Origin of the sequence: Thalassotalea sp. HSM 43, assembly GCF_004752005.1 — a bacterium.
In the GTDB taxonomy this organism is placed as follows: domain Bacteria; phylum Pseudomonadota; class Gammaproteobacteria; order Enterobacterales; family Alteromonadaceae; genus Thalassotalea_A.
On record NZ_CP038493.1, the window covers coordinates 1031917 to 1045234 of the forward strand.

Annotated in this window: 14 protein-coding genes; 9 read left to right on the forward strand and 5 right to left on the reverse strand. The window is 42.9% G+C overall.

Annotation, left to right across the window (positions count from 1 at the left end; translation table 11 throughout):
• Nucleotides 1-39: 39 nt before the first annotated feature.
• Nucleotides 40-813, reverse strand: coding sequence for a sortase-associated OmpA-like protein PdsO (pdsO, locus tag E2K93_RS04260; RefSeq protein ID WP_135437905.1), 774 nt, complete (start codon nt 811-813; stop codon nt 40-42).
• A gap of 230 nt (nt 814-1043) precedes the next feature.
• On the opposite strand from pdsO, the gene pdsR reads away from it, so the two are divergent.
• From pdsR to E2K93_RS04285, 5 genes are all read left to right on the forward strand, one after another.
• Nucleotides 1044-1736, forward strand: a complete 693-nt coding sequence (pdsR, locus tag E2K93_RS04265; RefSeq protein ID WP_135437906.1) for a proteobacterial dedicated sortase system response regulator — start codon at nt 1044-1046, stop codon at nt 1734-1736.
• Between the two features lie 9 nt (nt 1737-1745).
• Nucleotides 1746-3923, forward strand: a complete 2178-nt coding sequence (pdsS, locus tag E2K93_RS04270; protein ID WP_135437907.1) for a proteobacterial dedicated sortase system histidine kinase — start codon at nt 1746-1748, stop codon at nt 3921-3923.
• 160 nt (nt 3924-4083) lie between these two features.
• The gene (locus E2K93_RS04275; RefSeq protein WP_135437908.1) at nt 4084-4380 is read left to right on the forward strand and encodes an isoamylase early set domain-containing protein; all 297 of its coding nucleotides are present in this window, start codon (nt 4084-4086) and stop codon (nt 4378-4380) included.
• A gap of 212 nt (nt 4381-4592) precedes the next feature.
• Entirely contained in the window at nt 4593-5870 is a 1278-nt protein-coding gene (glgC, locus tag E2K93_RS04280; protein WP_135437909.1) for a glucose-1-phosphate adenylyltransferase, read from the forward strand.
• 9 nt (nt 5871-5879) lie between these two features.
• On the forward strand, nt 5880-7430 hold the full coding sequence (locus tag E2K93_RS04285; RefSeq protein WP_135437910.1) for a glycogen synthase: 1551 nt from the start codon (nt 5880-5882) through the stop codon (nt 7428-7430).
• 13 nt (nt 7431-7443) lie between these two features.
• Here E2K93_RS04285 and E2K93_RS04290 read toward each other — a convergent pair whose 3' ends face one another.
• The gene (locus tag E2K93_RS04290; RefSeq protein WP_135437911.1) at nt 7444-8151 is read right to left on the reverse strand and encodes a GAF domain-containing protein; all 708 of its coding nucleotides are present in this window, start codon (nt 8149-8151) and stop codon (nt 7444-7446) included.
• 276 nt (nt 8152-8427) lie between these two features.
• On the opposite strand from E2K93_RS04290, the gene folX reads away from it, so the two are divergent.
• Genes folX through E2K93_RS04310 form a run of 4 tightly spaced genes read left to right on the forward strand, consistent with a single transcriptional unit; the run spans nt 8428 to nt 10592 of the window.
• Entirely contained in the window at nt 8428-8838 is a 411-nt protein-coding gene (gene folX, locus E2K93_RS04295; protein ID WP_135437912.1) for a dihydroneopterin triphosphate 2'-epimerase, read from the forward strand.
• A gap of 10 nt (nt 8839-8848) precedes the next feature.
• On the forward strand, nt 8849-9571 hold the full coding sequence (gene folM / locus E2K93_RS04300; protein ID WP_135437913.1) for a dihydromonapterin reductase: 723 nt from the start codon (nt 8849-8851) through the stop codon (nt 9569-9571).
• A gap of 14 nt (nt 9572-9585) precedes the next feature.
• Nucleotides 9586-10272, forward strand: coding sequence for a GTP cyclohydrolase I FolE (gene folE, locus E2K93_RS04305; protein ID WP_135437914.1), 687 nt, complete (start codon nt 9586-9588; stop codon nt 10270-10272).
• Nucleotides 10273-10331: 59 nt separating this feature from the next.
• Nucleotides 10332-10592: a DUF5062 family protein gene (locus tag E2K93_RS04310; protein WP_135440400.1), complete on the forward strand. Its 261-nt coding sequence runs from the start codon at nt 10332-10334 to the stop codon at nt 10590-10592.
• Nucleotides 10593-10606: 14 nt separating this feature from the next.
• Here E2K93_RS04310 and E2K93_RS04315 read toward each other — a convergent pair whose 3' ends face one another.
• The 3 genes from E2K93_RS04315 to E2K93_RS04325 all read right to left on the reverse strand — a co-directional run bounded on the left by E2K93_RS04315 (nt 10607) and on the right by E2K93_RS04325 (nt 13293).
• Entirely contained in the window at nt 10607-11005 is a 399-nt protein-coding gene (locus tag E2K93_RS04315) for a hypothetical protein (protein WP_135437915.1), read from the reverse strand.
• 216 nt (nt 11006-11221) lie between these two features.
• Nucleotides 11222-12463 carry an SAM-dependent methyltransferase gene (locus tag E2K93_RS04320; RefSeq protein ID WP_135437916.1) on the reverse strand — a complete coding sequence of 414 codons (1242 nt, stop codon included), beginning with the start codon at nt 12461-12463 and terminating at the stop codon, nt 11222-11224.
• Between the two features lie 14 nt (nt 12464-12477).
• On the reverse strand, nt 12478-13293 hold the full coding sequence (locus tag E2K93_RS04325) for a DUF1365 domain-containing protein (protein WP_135437917.1): 816 nt from the start codon (nt 13291-13293) through the stop codon (nt 12478-12480).
• Between the last annotated feature and the right edge of the window lie 25 nt (nt 13294-13318).

Genomic DNA, 13318 nt, shown 5'->3' on the forward strand with positions numbered 1-13318 from the left:
GGTGGGAGATTTAGGACTAAAAGTCCTTAATAAACAGGGTTATAAATTTGCTTGTTTGGCCACCTCCTCACTGTCGACTTTTAATTTTAAAACAACGCGACGGTCAAAGTAATTTACCTCTTGTTGTTGCTCTGGTTGCAATGGCAAGGATTCACCAAATGCGGTGGCATAAATACGATCTTCACCGACCCCTTGTGCGACTAACAGCTGTTTTACTTTGTCGATGCGACGCTGCGCCAATTTTAGGTTCAAGGTTTCATCGCCTTGACGGTCGGTGTAACCTTCAAGGTCGATATATAAGTGTGGCGAGCGCTTTAACACGGTTGCTAGGGCGATAACTTGCTGTTGATAATGGGCTTCAATGTCACTTGAGCCGGTTCGAAACATTAGGCTAACGAGAATATTTTCCACTTGCGCTTTTTCGCTGTTTTCATAGGCCTTAGCGATATTCATCATCTCATTTTGATACTGCAACTCGAGATTTTTTAGCTCACTGCTTTGCTTATGCGCTAAATTTTTACGTTGCATTTGTTCGCTGGCCAGTTGCTGCTCCAAACTGTCAATTTCCCGTTCTGATACCAAATGCTTGGCAAAGTAATCACCGGCAAAGGCCGTGATAAAAGCGCCTGGTGGACCACCAAAGATGCCACCAATCACCGCACCAATGCTGATACCCCACTTTTCTTCGTTTGGCATTTCGTCGATATGCTCGACCAATGTTTTCGCTTGCGGCTGCTCGTCAGCTTGGGCAATGTTAATAAATGAACTGCTTAATATCGTCGCGATAGCTAGTGTAGTCATGGTCTTTTTCATAATGATTCCTCGTCAATTAAAATAACTGTGCAGATCAACAGTGACTTGCGTCGAAGCGTTGCTGTCCTGCCGATGAATTCATTAAACAAAATAAAATTGACTTTTTTTTCGTCAAAAACTGATACTTGTGAAATAGATTATGACCAATTATGAAAATTGCTTTGTTTCGCTAGAATCAGATATGCAATCGGGTATAGTGGCTTTAATAACAAAATCAAAACGAGAACATAATGAGTAAACGCATTGCCATAGTTGAGGATGATGAAGCCATTCGAGAGAATTACGCGCAAGCTCTGCGTCAACAGGGCTTTGTTGTACAAACCTATAGGAATAAGAGTACGGCTTTGTCGGCGTTTGAACTAAGCTTGCCACATCTGGCCATTCTTGATGTCGGCCTCGAAGAAGAATTTGATGGCGGCTTTGATATATGTCGTTATTTGCGAGAAAAGTCGGCCACGTTACCCATTATATTTTTAACCGCACGCGATAGCGATATCGATCAAATCAGTGGCCTGCGTCTTGGTGCTAATGACTACGTCAGCAAAACCATGAGTTTTGATAACCTTAGCGCTCGTATTCATGCCACTCTTAATTACTTAAAAATCATTGAAACCCCGGTTGTTGAAAACATTTTGCAGCGACAGGCGTTAACCATTAATAAGGATCGATTATCGATCAGTTGGCACAATGACTTGGTAAACTTCACCATTACCGAGTTTTGGATGATTCACTCTTTGGCGTTAAATCCAGGTCACGTTAAAAGTAAGGATCAATTAATGCAGGATGCAAATATTGTCGTTGATGACAACACCGTCACCGCCCATATAAAACGCATTCGCAAAAAGTTCATGCAGGTCGATACCAATTTCAACTGCATTGATACCGTATATGGCATGGGTTATCGTTGGCTAGAAGCTAAATAGGACGGATTTGTGCGCATCAGTATTACCGTAAAGCTTATGATGGTGGCCAGTGTGTTATTGGCCATACCGTTTATCGGTTATTACTATATTTGGGATATGGAAAAATACTTGCGTGTTGGTCAGGAACAGACGCTAAAAAATAATGCCAAAGCATTGGCCACGGCATTACATAATCGCCCTAATCTGTTTAATCCCCATGCCAGTTATAAAGACACCTTAGAACAAGGCAAAGACTTTTTCCCTACTGAAATTAATGATGCCATTTTATTAGATGGCAAAGATGAAGATTGGCAGCAATACAGTGCCACACGTAATATCAATCGCTATGACTATCAAAACCAAATTGGCAGCAAGTTAACCAAGCAGCAAGTCAGTGTTGAATACAGCGCCAATATCGGCCGCTATAAAGGCTTTGTGTATGCGTTCTTTAACGTGACTGACGATAAACTGATTTTGCGACCTGAAAATGCCATTTCGATCAGTAATAATGATCACCTAGAAATCGCCACCATTGATTACCTAGGTCAGTTACAACGCTATATCATCTCCAATCACAAAGCTGGATGGGTAAGCGCATTCAAAGTCAGTGATGTGCCCGGTGCAACGCCGCAAAATGAACCGGGTATACAAGGTCATTTAGCCATTACTGAAAACGGTTACAACATTGAAATTCGTCTTAAAGAAGACATGTTAGGAGACAAAGTTGGTTTCCAGATATTGGATGTCGACAGCCTGCAAAAGCCCATTCAACATGTTGCTGTAGGTACCGCCAACACCCACGACGCACAAGACCTTGGTACCTTTACCGTACCTTCTCCTGAAATTGAGGCGATTATCGCTGCTATGGGTCGTACTCATTCAGCGATAACCGTGGTCGATAAACACTCGCGCATTCTCAAACATCAAGGCAGCATTTATAACGCCACCGGTGATTATCTTGAGCCATTAGATTTACAACAAAACACCTACAGTGCTGGCTTTTCTGGCAACTGGATAAGTCAATTCAAACAATGGGTTCTAGAACCGTTTTATCAGTACCTGCTTACTAGGCCACCAAAAGAATTCCAGATCCAAGCATTTGATAATCGTCGCCATCAAAATCGCCATGTCAATAATGCCTTATTGCGCGGTAGACTCGATTCAATATGGTGGACCACACCGGATAACAAGGCGGTTATCTTGTCTGCGGCACACCCTATTTATGTTGATGATAAGGTGATGGGAGCCGTGGTTGTAGAGGAAACAACGCATGGCATTCGTAACATTCGTAATGCTGCCGTTGAAGGTGTACTACTCACCAGTTTATTTATTTTTATTTCGGTACTCGCACTGTTTCTCTATACCGTGCGTTTGTCCTATCGTATTCGACAATTGCGCAATCAAACCGACGCATTAATCGATGACAATGGCCGTTTACGTGGCATGATGACCGCGGCAACGGCTAAAGATGAAATCGGTGATTTATCACGAAGTTTTACCGACATCATTCAACAGCTTGGCCAGTACAATGACTATTTACAAAACATGTCATCACGTCTTTCCCATGAACTAAAAACCCCAGTAGCCGTGGTGCGCTCCTCACTCGAGCATTTAGCGCTAACCGAAACCGATGCCAATAAATCGGTATTTGTGCAACGGGCGCAACAAGGCATCAACCGCTTACACTCAATATTGTTGGCCATGAGTGAAGCAACTCGACTTGAACAAACCATCGAGCACAGTGAATTTGAATCGTTTGATCTGGCCGCATTGGTAAAGGGTTGCAGTAACAGTTACCAACAAATTTATCAGCCTCAATCATTTCATGTCAGTATTAGCGAAGAGCCGACGCTATTTATCGGCAGTGACGAACACATCGCCCAGCTTTTTGATAAATTGATTGCCAACGCGGTAGAGTTTTCTGATGGCAGTGCCATTGATATTGATTTGCAACACGACAAACAGCAGGTGCAATTATCGGTCAGCAATAAAGGGCCATTATTGCCAGACAATATGATGCTCAGTATTTTTGATGCCATGGTGTCGATTCGCACCCCGCAACAATCTATGGCAGAAAGTGAGCAATTGCACTTAGGCATCGGTTTGTATATTTGCCGCTTAATCGCAGAACAACATAAAGGCAAAATCATTGCCGAAAACCTAATTGATGACAGCGGCGTGCGCTTTACCCTGACCCTGCCAAAATGAACATTAAATGAATTTTTTGTTATTTCATATTAACTTAGGCACGAAACGTGCAAACTTATCTATGTTGCCGCTGTGAAACACCGGTAACGCATCATGGTTGTGCGCAATAGCGGTTTTTCCGCACTAATTTGGCGCAAGACATACATTTAGGGAGATAATTATGTTAAGCAAAAAGTTTTTTAAAACCAAAGACGAAGCTGAAATCACCTTTGATTTTGCTCGTGAAGATGTCACGTCAGTGGAGCTCTATGCTGACTTCAATGATTGGCAACCGATTGCAATGAAGTTTGTTAAATCAAGTAACAGCTTTAAAACCAAAGTACGTTTGCCAAAAGACTCGGAGTATCAATTTCGCTACCTGCTAAACGGTCAAGAGTGGGAAAACGATTACAAAGCTGATTGTTATTTAGCCAATGACTTTGGCAGTGATAACTCGATTGTCAGCACCACTGTATAGCGCATAACAACGCGGTATAGCAGTTCATTGCCGCAGCTATATAGCCAATACGGACAGGCTGTTATTTACTGCCTGTCCGTCCATTCAAAATATGTTGGCAGCAAGATAATGAACTTGCTGATCCGACCATGCCATATTGGGTGAGTATTATTGATGCATTTTTGTTCAACTTGCCCTAGTATTGAACTAACCTAACAAAAAAGGACGCCGCCATGCCATTCACTTCGCATCGTTATATCAGTAACCTAACCCGAGATACTTACGCATTAATTCTCGCCGGTGGTAAAGGTTCAAGATTACATGAACTCACTGATTGGCGAGCCAAGCCAGCAACATTTTTTGGCGGCAAATTTCGTATTATCGATTTTCCTTTATCCAATTGTATTAACTCCGGCATTCGTCGAGTTGGCATCGCCACGCAATATAAATCTCATTCACTGATCCGCCATATCAACCGAGCATGGGGACATTTCAAGAAAGAACTGGGAGAGTCGGTAGAAATACTGCCAGCGTCACAGCGCTATGGTGAAGGTTGGTACGCCGGTACCGCCGATGCCGTATTTCAAAATATCGATATTATCCGTCATGAACTGCCTAAATATGTGATGATTTTATCCGGTGATCATGTCTATCGAATGGATTACGGTAATTTACTGGCCAAACACGTTGAAACGGGTGCTGACATGACCGTATGTTGTATTGAGGTACCTTGTGAAGAGGCCGCTGGCGCATTTGGTGTCATGACCGTTGATGAAAACAACCAAGTACAACGCTTTGATGAAAAACCAGAAAACCCATCAGACATTCCGGGTAAACCGGGTCTGACGTTGGCGTCAATGGGTAATTATGTGTTCAATACCGAGTTTTTGTTTGAACAACTGCAACGTGATAATGAAAAAGAATCGTCTAGCAAAGATTTTGGTCACGATATTATTCCAGACATCATCAAATCCCATAAAGTCTTTGCCTTTCCATTTATCGATCCAGACACCGGTGGTCAGCCATATTGGCGCGATGTCGGTACTCTAGATTCGTTTTGGGAAGCCAATATGGAATTGGTCGAGCCTGAACCACAACTTAATATGTACGATGCTGACTGGCCTATTTGGACCTACCAAGAGCAAACGGCGCCGGCTAAATTTGTATTTGATGAAGAAAACCGTCGTGGTTTGGCGATTAACTCTACCATTGCCGGTGGTGCCATCGTTTCCGGTTCAACGGTCAAACAGTCTTTGTTATTCTCTCATGTACGGGTTAATTCATTCTGTTATATCGAACAATCCGTGGTGCTACCTGGTGCCACTATCGGTCGTAATTGCACCATTAAAAAGGCCATCATTGATCGTAGTGTTAATGTACCTGAAGGCATACATATTGGCGTCGATCACGAACAAGACAAAGCCAATGGCTTTAGGGTAACCGACAAAGGCGTCGTATTGGTTACTCGCGAAATGGTCAGCGCGTACCTGGAAAAGCAACAAGAAACATAAGGCTGCCCCTTGAAGGTATTAATGGTTGCGTCTGAAAATGACGCGTTAAAAAACGGCAAAGTCGGTGGTATAGGTGATGTCATTCGCGACATCCCTAAGTTCCTCAGTGAGCAAGATGTTGAAGTCGATGTGGTTACACCCGGCTATCAATATCACGCCATGGCAAATCCTTCTCGTCTCGTCACGAGCATTGATGTACCGTTTCGAAACGGCTTTGAAAAAGTCGAACTGTATTACTTAGAGCAACAAAGCTCAGCAAAGATTGGCCAGTATGTGCTAGAAAGCAAGCTGTTTTGCCAAGGCAGCCCAGGGCAAATCTATGTTGATGACGGTGCCGACAACCCTTTTTATTCCGATGCCAACAAATTTGCCTTATTTTGCGCCAGTGTTTGCGAGCTACTCATCGGTGAGTGGAAAGACCGCTTTCAGGTGCTGCATCTGCACGACTGGCACAGCGCGTTTATCCCAATATTGAGCCGTTATGCACCTCGCTACCAAAGTATTGAGGCATTGCGCAGCGTTTATTCAATCCATAATTTAGGCATTCAGGGCATTCGCCCTCTAACGGAAACCGAGTCAAGTTTACAAGCATGGTTTCCAACCTTGCAATACGATAAATCACTGCTCGTTGACCCAAGATACGATAATTGTATTAATCCCACGCGGGCGGCGATCAATCTTGCGGATATGGTGCATGTTGTATCACCAACCTATCGTCTAGAAGTGATGAAAGCCAGTGCCCCTGAGCATGGTTTTATCGGTGGCGAAGGTTTAGAGCAAGATTTACAAAAAGCGGATCAGCAAGGGCGATTTGTTGGCATATTAAATGGCTGTGATTATTCCGTTGAAAGCCCGTTAATGCTGTCTAACAAAGAGCTGTTAGCACTTATTTGCCGTCAAATTCGCGGCTTGCATGGCTCGGATAATTTCATTAAAGCCTCACATTTTGTCGCTGAACAGCGATGCCAATCTTGGGCTGAACAGGCATTTTCTGGACCGATGCTGATCAGCGTTGGTCGTCTTACCGAGCAAAAAGTACGGTTGATCTTTGAAACCAGCGAACGTGGTTATGTGCTGGATGATATTATGCACCAATTAGCCCAATACAAAGGTCGAATGATCATTTTGGGCTCAGGTGATAAGAGCCTAGAACGCAAGATCACCCAAGTCATGCAGCGCCATGAAAACCTATTATTCATTAATGGGTTTTGTGCCGGCCTTGCTGAACAGCTGTACGTTAACGGCGACATATTTTTTATGCCAAGCTCATTTGAACCGTGCGGTATTTCACAAATGTTGGCGATGCGCGCAGCGATGCCAGTCATTGCTCATCAAATTGGCGGATTGAATGACACCATTAGCCATATGCACACCGGATTTTTATTTTCTGGTGATAGTATCAATGCGCAAGTATTTGATTTGATGGATAAAATAGAATTAGCTGTGGAGATGTATCAACAAGACAAAGCCGCGTTCGCAAAAATGTGCGTTAATGCCAAAGCCGAACGGTTTTTATGGCAAACTTGCATTACCGCCTATATAGAGCAACTCTATCGCTGATCAATTTGCTGGTTTATTCAACCAGCAAATTAGAAGTGTCCATATCTTTAGAGAAATTATCTTCTTCTATGGTGAAGTTATTGGAATGGGTAATGTAAGGATGATCTTCCAAAAATATCTCTATGGCGCGACGCACCTTCATCGAAATAAAATCGATTTTATCATCAAAGAAATTTTTGCGGTGATCCTCACTATCAAAAATGCCGATAACCTGACCATCTGGGGCAAAAATCGGACAACATAATTCTGATTTCACTTTTGCGTCACAACGGTAATACGGACCTTTATGGCTATCAACATCGGCGATATAGTATGGGCGCTTCTCCATAATAACGCGGGTATTGATCGACTTCTCCAAGTATTCCTCTGATATATCAAATTCAGCTTTACTCATTTCACCGTTATAAACGTATTTGACCAACTTGTCGCCATGACGCAAATATATGCCAAACCACAACACATCGGTTTTTGCATGTATCCAGCGCACTAAACGATTCAAACGCGCCAATAAATCCAATAAATTATGCTTTTGCTCTGCAGCCGTGATGCCATGTACATCGTCAACATATTGTTCAAGGTTATAGGTGCGACCCGGCTCTTTAAAAATAGGACAGGTACCATCGTCATTGAGTTTAGGCTCAATGTACGTCAGTAAATGTTCGTGATTATCGAGCACATTAATTGGCTCGTAAAGCACCCCAAGAATATCGAATAAGCGCATTATTAATTTTCCACACAGCGAAGTTTTTAGCGACAGATTAACATTAGGTTAATCGTTTATTTAACTGGATGTTTAGACGTCTAAACATCTTTAAGTATTATACATATAAAAAGGTGCTTGCCAACTATTTTATCGAATTAAGCTCCTCTTAAATGTTGACCTTATGGCGGCAAAAGGCAACTTTTGTAGCAAAAGCATAGATAAGTGTCATCCAGGTACTTGTTTTAAGCGTATATGATCCTGTTATACTGAATAAAATAATGAAACGGAAAAGCTATGGAAAACGTGTCAAAACTGTCCGAAATAAACAGTCAAAGTCAGTTGCAACTCGATGATGCTACCATCGACATTATTAATCTTAGGTTAAGAACTTTTATTGGCTTTAACCCAGATGAACTGACCAAGCAGCAAGATATTGTTATCAATGCGCAAATCAAATATCCCGCGGTAGATGCCTGCCAAACCGACGAAGAAACACAAGCACTCAATTACAAAACCATTACCAAGGCTATGATCCATCATGTCGAAGATGGTCACTTTAAGCTGCTTGAAAAGCTCACCAAAGATCTATTGGAAATTTGCATGGAGCACAAGCAAGTGAACTTTGCCAAGGTAACCGTAGAAAAGCCGCACGCGTTGCGCTTCGCAGATTCGGTATCACTGACTTTAAGCGCCAGTCGTAAGTAGAGCAACGACAATGAACAAAGACACCATCATCATTACAGGCGCAGCCCAGCGCTTGGGGTTAGAGACGGCCAAACACCTGATCGAACAAGGATATCATTTGGTCATTAGCTACCGACGTGATAAGCCGGGAGTGGAACAACTCAACGCTTTAGGTGCTGATTGTATTCAAGCCGACTTTGCCAATACCCAAGGTATTGAGGATTTTATTGCCACGGTTAAAGCGCGTTATTCGCAAATCCGAGCTATTATTCATAATGCCTCAGACTGGCACCCAGAAAACCAACAACTGGCGCCAGATATCTTGATGAACAACATGATGCAAGTTCATGTGCATGCACCGTATCAAATTAATTTAGCCTTGCAAGATGCACTTTTTAGCTATGCCGACGCAAAACAAACATGTGCTGATATAATCCATCTCACCGATTACATCGTAGAAACAGGTAGCAGTAAGCATATTGCATACGCAGCGAGCAAAGCAGCGCTCGCCAACCTAACCTTATCGTTTGCTAAAAAGTTTGCGCCTAAGGTTAAAGTAAATAGCGTCGCTCCATCGTTAATGTCATTTAATGAGTGGGATGACGACGCTTATCGGCAAAAAACCATCAACAAGTCATTACTTGGCGTCGTTCCTGGTGAGATTGAAGGGGTTGAAGCACTGCAATATGTGCTTAATAGCCGATACCTAAACGGCCGTACCATATCCATCGACGGTGGTCGACACATACGTTAGTCAGGGAATTACCTATGAGCAAATCACATAATAGTTTGGCACTTGCTTCACAAAACACAACGATCAGCGATGAAGCGATCCTTGTGCAAAAAGCCTTGATCAAAGCCGGTCTGGAAACACCAGTCAAAGACAATACCCTCAGCAGCGAGGAAAAGTATCGTCGCATTCGAGACAGTTATACTGACATTTGTAAAACACTGGGGCTCGACTTAACTGACGACAGTTTGCAAGAAACCCCACATCGCATTGCCAAAATGTTTGTCAGTGAAATTTTCAGTGGCTTGGACTATCAAAACTTTCCAAAAATAACCGCCATTGATAATAAGATGCAAATCGATGAAATGGTGATGGTTAAAGACATCGATTTAATAAGCACCTGCGAACACCATTTTGTCACCATCGACGGTTTCGCTAAGGTTGCCTACATCCCAAACAAAAAAGTCATTGGTTTAAGTAAAATTAATCGCATCGTGCGCTTTTTTGCACAGCGCCCCCAAGTGCAAGAACGATTGACCCAACAAATCCTTATCGCCTTAAAAGCGCTACTCAATACCGAGCATGTTGCGGTAAGCATCAACGCCGCTCACTATTGTGTTAAAGCGCGTGGTGTTATGGACAGCAACTCCAGTACCGTCACCACAGCATTAAGCGGCTGCTTTAAAGAAAATATGGCCTCGCGCAGTGAATTTTTGAAAGGCTAGACCCTGTTAATCGATTTGTGCCATACTCTGCAAAAGCATTAAGGGAGCCGATTATGGCAATGAAAAAGATAAAGCACGAAGCGGAACTATTGAAAGTCGCTTTAAGGGTTGGCGAAGGGTATGCTGTTAAGCGCGGTTATAGTGCATTTTCTGGTACCGATTCGGCAAAGCAAAAAGTTGAAGCCTTGTATCGCTTATTGGTAAATGACAAGCTGATTACGCCGGTACCGGAAGATAAAGCAGACCAGCCTATGATGAAACACAAATTGGCGTTATGGATCGCCAAACAGTTGCCTGAAGGCCACCCTCTCCTTAAGTAGCTACGCCAGTAGCCCTACAAATTTATGTAAATGTTCTGCGTGCGCGTCTGACGCTCACCCGCAATCAGTGCTTCAACAACGACGGTCAGGGTGTGATAGCCCTGACCTTTTGGCATAACAGCAATATTTAACGTACCGTTTTTATCGGCAACATCAATCACTTCATCGGCAAGCAAGGTTAGCTTACTGCTGCTATTTACCAGCACTTTAACATCTTCGCTATCTGCAGGCAGTCGGTAACCAATTTTGACATCACCAGGGACATCAGGGGTCAAACGGATTTGCTGTTTGTAATCAAGAGTGATGGTTGGCTTAGCAAACATGGGATCGTTATACATGCTGGCATCGATATGACCAAACATTGGATCAAACCCAGCGCCATGGTTTTCACAGGCCTGTGTCGAAAAAAACATTAACGAAGCTGCTAAAGTTAATACTTTTGTTGGTTTGATGATCATCTCGTTTATCCTGCTGTAATTCGCTTTATTCCTAAATGAGCCAGCATTAGCGCATTTGAGTGGGCCAAGGTTAGCACATTATTGCCGTTATTATAAATGTAAAAAAGCGCGACCGTAATCACGCTTTTGTTATTAATTTGTATCTCACCGTCACAATGACATGTTCGGCGTTTAATGTGCCTTACGAGCAACAAAGTGTACCGTTGAAATAGAGCGCTCAATAAACGCACCTTCACAATACCCTAAGTAATATAGCCAAAGCTTCTTAAAGCGTTCGTCATAGCCATAATTAAGCAACTCGTTCCAGCTCGCTAAAAATCGCTCACGCCAACAATGCAAGGTTTTCGCATAATCTAAGCCAATATCATCAAGTTGATGTAATACCATATTGGTGCGTTGACTCAATTTTTTACTCATCAATTGAACCGATGGTAAAAAGCCGCCGGGAAAAATATAACGCTGAATGAAATCAACATTGTTAAGATACGATTCAAATCGTTGATCAGCAATGGTTATCGCTTGAATGAGCATTTTGCCACCGGGTTTGAGACGCGCATTACATTGGCTGAAAAAGCTGTCCATATACTCATAGCCAACCGCTTCGATCATCTCAATTGAGACTAATTTGTCAAACTGGCCTTGCAAGTCACGATAGTCTTGCTTCAACAAGGTAATCTGTTGCTGCAATCCTTGCGCGGCAATTTGTTGTTTAGCGTATTGGTATTGCTCTTCAGAAATGGTGGTGGTGGTAACATGCACACCGTAATGCTTTGCAGCGAAAATCGCCAAACCGCCCCAGCCAGTGCCAATTTCAAGAAGCTGGTCACCTGGTTCTAAGGCTAATTTATCGCAAATGGCACGCAGTTTATTTTGCTGTGCCTGGTCCAAGTCCATACTGCCTTCGCTGAAAATAGCGCTAGAGTACATCATCGACGGGTCCAGAAAGCGGCTATATAACTCATTTCCTAGGTCATAATGCGCTAAAATATTTTGTTTCGAACCTGAGTGAGAATTACGATTACCGCGGTGAAACACTTTGTTTTTGATCCGGCTCAACCAGGCCATTTTTTGTTCCAGTTGATCGGTTTGTGATTGCGCTCGGGCAAACAAGCGAATCACCTCTGTTAAGTTCGGACTTGACCACATTCCCTCAATAAACGCCTCTGCCGCGCCAATGCTGCCACCTTTGACAAAGCGTTGGTAAGCGGCGCCGTCGTGAATGTGCACAATACCGTTGAGCGCTTCAGGATAGTGATGCCCTTGGTTGTCACCAAACTGATATTCTTCGTCGCCTTCAATGACCACCAGTTGACCTACATCGAGTCGTTGTAAAATCGAAAATACCAGACTTCGACAGCGTTTTTGAATCCAGGTTAACGATGCTGTTGACTCTCTAGAAACTATGCCTTCCACTATTCATCCTACCTTTATTTATTTGTCATCGTCTGTGCATCTGCTTGTTTATCATTTTGTTTTGCAGACGCTGACGCTTGTTGTTTACCCTGTTGATACGGAACAAATTTAATCCGCTTTAAAAATAATTTCAGGGCTTGATAATAAATACCTGCAACCACCTTTACGGTCATCGCCGGTAACTGCAACCATACCGCTAACATATGTTTGGCGTTTAATGACGTTGCTTTGAGGGCCAAAGTGGCATCAAATACGTGTTCGCCGTGGCTGCGTTTGTTTTCAATATGTACCAGTAAATTATTACTATTTTGTGATGGTGCTTTGATACGCCAGTGATATTGCATGGCAAGATCCATAAACGGCGATACGTGAAAATCCTTATCGCTGATCATTTCTTGCTGCATATCAATTAAATAATAATGACGTTCGTTCCATGGCGTATTGCTCACCTCGGCCAGCATATATCGGCAATTACCACAGTCACTTTTGCCATAACAAAAGTAAAAGTTTGCTGGTGAAAAATACAAACCAAAACAACGTGCTTGCACTAACATCATGACCTCGCCATCAGGCATAACACCACCCAATTGCGTCACTTTATGGCTTATACGTTGTCGTAATGAACCTGGTTCACCGCAAACATAATCGCTTTCAACCAAACGAACCGGGTTAAACCATGAATAGCCAAAAATACGGCCAAATTTTTTCTTGCTCATAACCTCATTAACGTTGAGTCCGAGCATGTATAAGCTGTAGTTAAAATGATGTGATTTAGGCACAAAGCGACGGTGGCGAACATTGCCATGAAAAATCTGACTTTGAAGTGGCATACGATGCGCCATCTTTTCCCCAATC

Excerpts from the sequence above, each read along its gene's own strand:
- E2K93_RS04310 (WP_135440400.1), top strand. The coding sequence starts at position 10,332 with ATGAAAAAGATAAAGCACGAAGCGGAACTATTGAAAGTCGCTTTAAGG.
- E2K93_RS04290 (WP_135437911.1), bottom strand. The coding sequence starts at position 8,151 with ATGCGCTTATTCGATATTCTTGGGGTGCTTTACGAGCCAATTAATGTG.
- E2K93_RS04315 (WP_135437915.1), bottom strand. The coding sequence starts at position 11,005 with ATGTTTTTTTCGACACAGGCCTGTGAAAACCATGGCGCTGGGTTTGAT.
- folX (WP_135437912.1), top strand. The coding sequence starts at position 8,428 with ATGGAAAACGTGTCAAAACTGTCCGAAATAAACAGTCAAAGTCAGTTG.
- pdsR (WP_135437906.1), top strand. The coding sequence starts at position 1,044 with ATGAGTAAACGCATTGCCATAGTTGAGGATGATGAAGCCATTCGAGAG.
- folE (WP_135437914.1), top strand. The coding sequence starts at position 9,586 with ATGAGCAAATCACATAATAGTTTGGCACTTGCTTCACAAAACACAACG.
- glgC (WP_135437909.1), top strand. The coding sequence starts at position 4,593 with ATGCCATTCACTTCGCATCGTTATATCAGTAACCTAACCCGAGATACT.
- folM (WP_135437913.1), top strand. The coding sequence starts at position 8,849 with ATGAACAAAGACACCATCATCATTACAGGCGCAGCCCAGCGCTTGGGG.
- pdsO (WP_135437905.1), bottom strand. The coding sequence starts at position 813 with ATGAAAAAGACCATGACTACACTAGCTATCGCGACGATATTAAGCAGT.
- E2K93_RS04325 (WP_135437917.1), bottom strand. The coding sequence starts at position 13,293 with ATGCCACTTCAAAGTCAGATTTTTCATGGCAATGTTCGCCACCGTCGC.
- E2K93_RS04275 (WP_135437908.1), top strand. The coding sequence starts at position 4,084 with ATGTTAAGCAAAAAGTTTTTTAAAACCAAAGACGAAGCTGAAATCACC.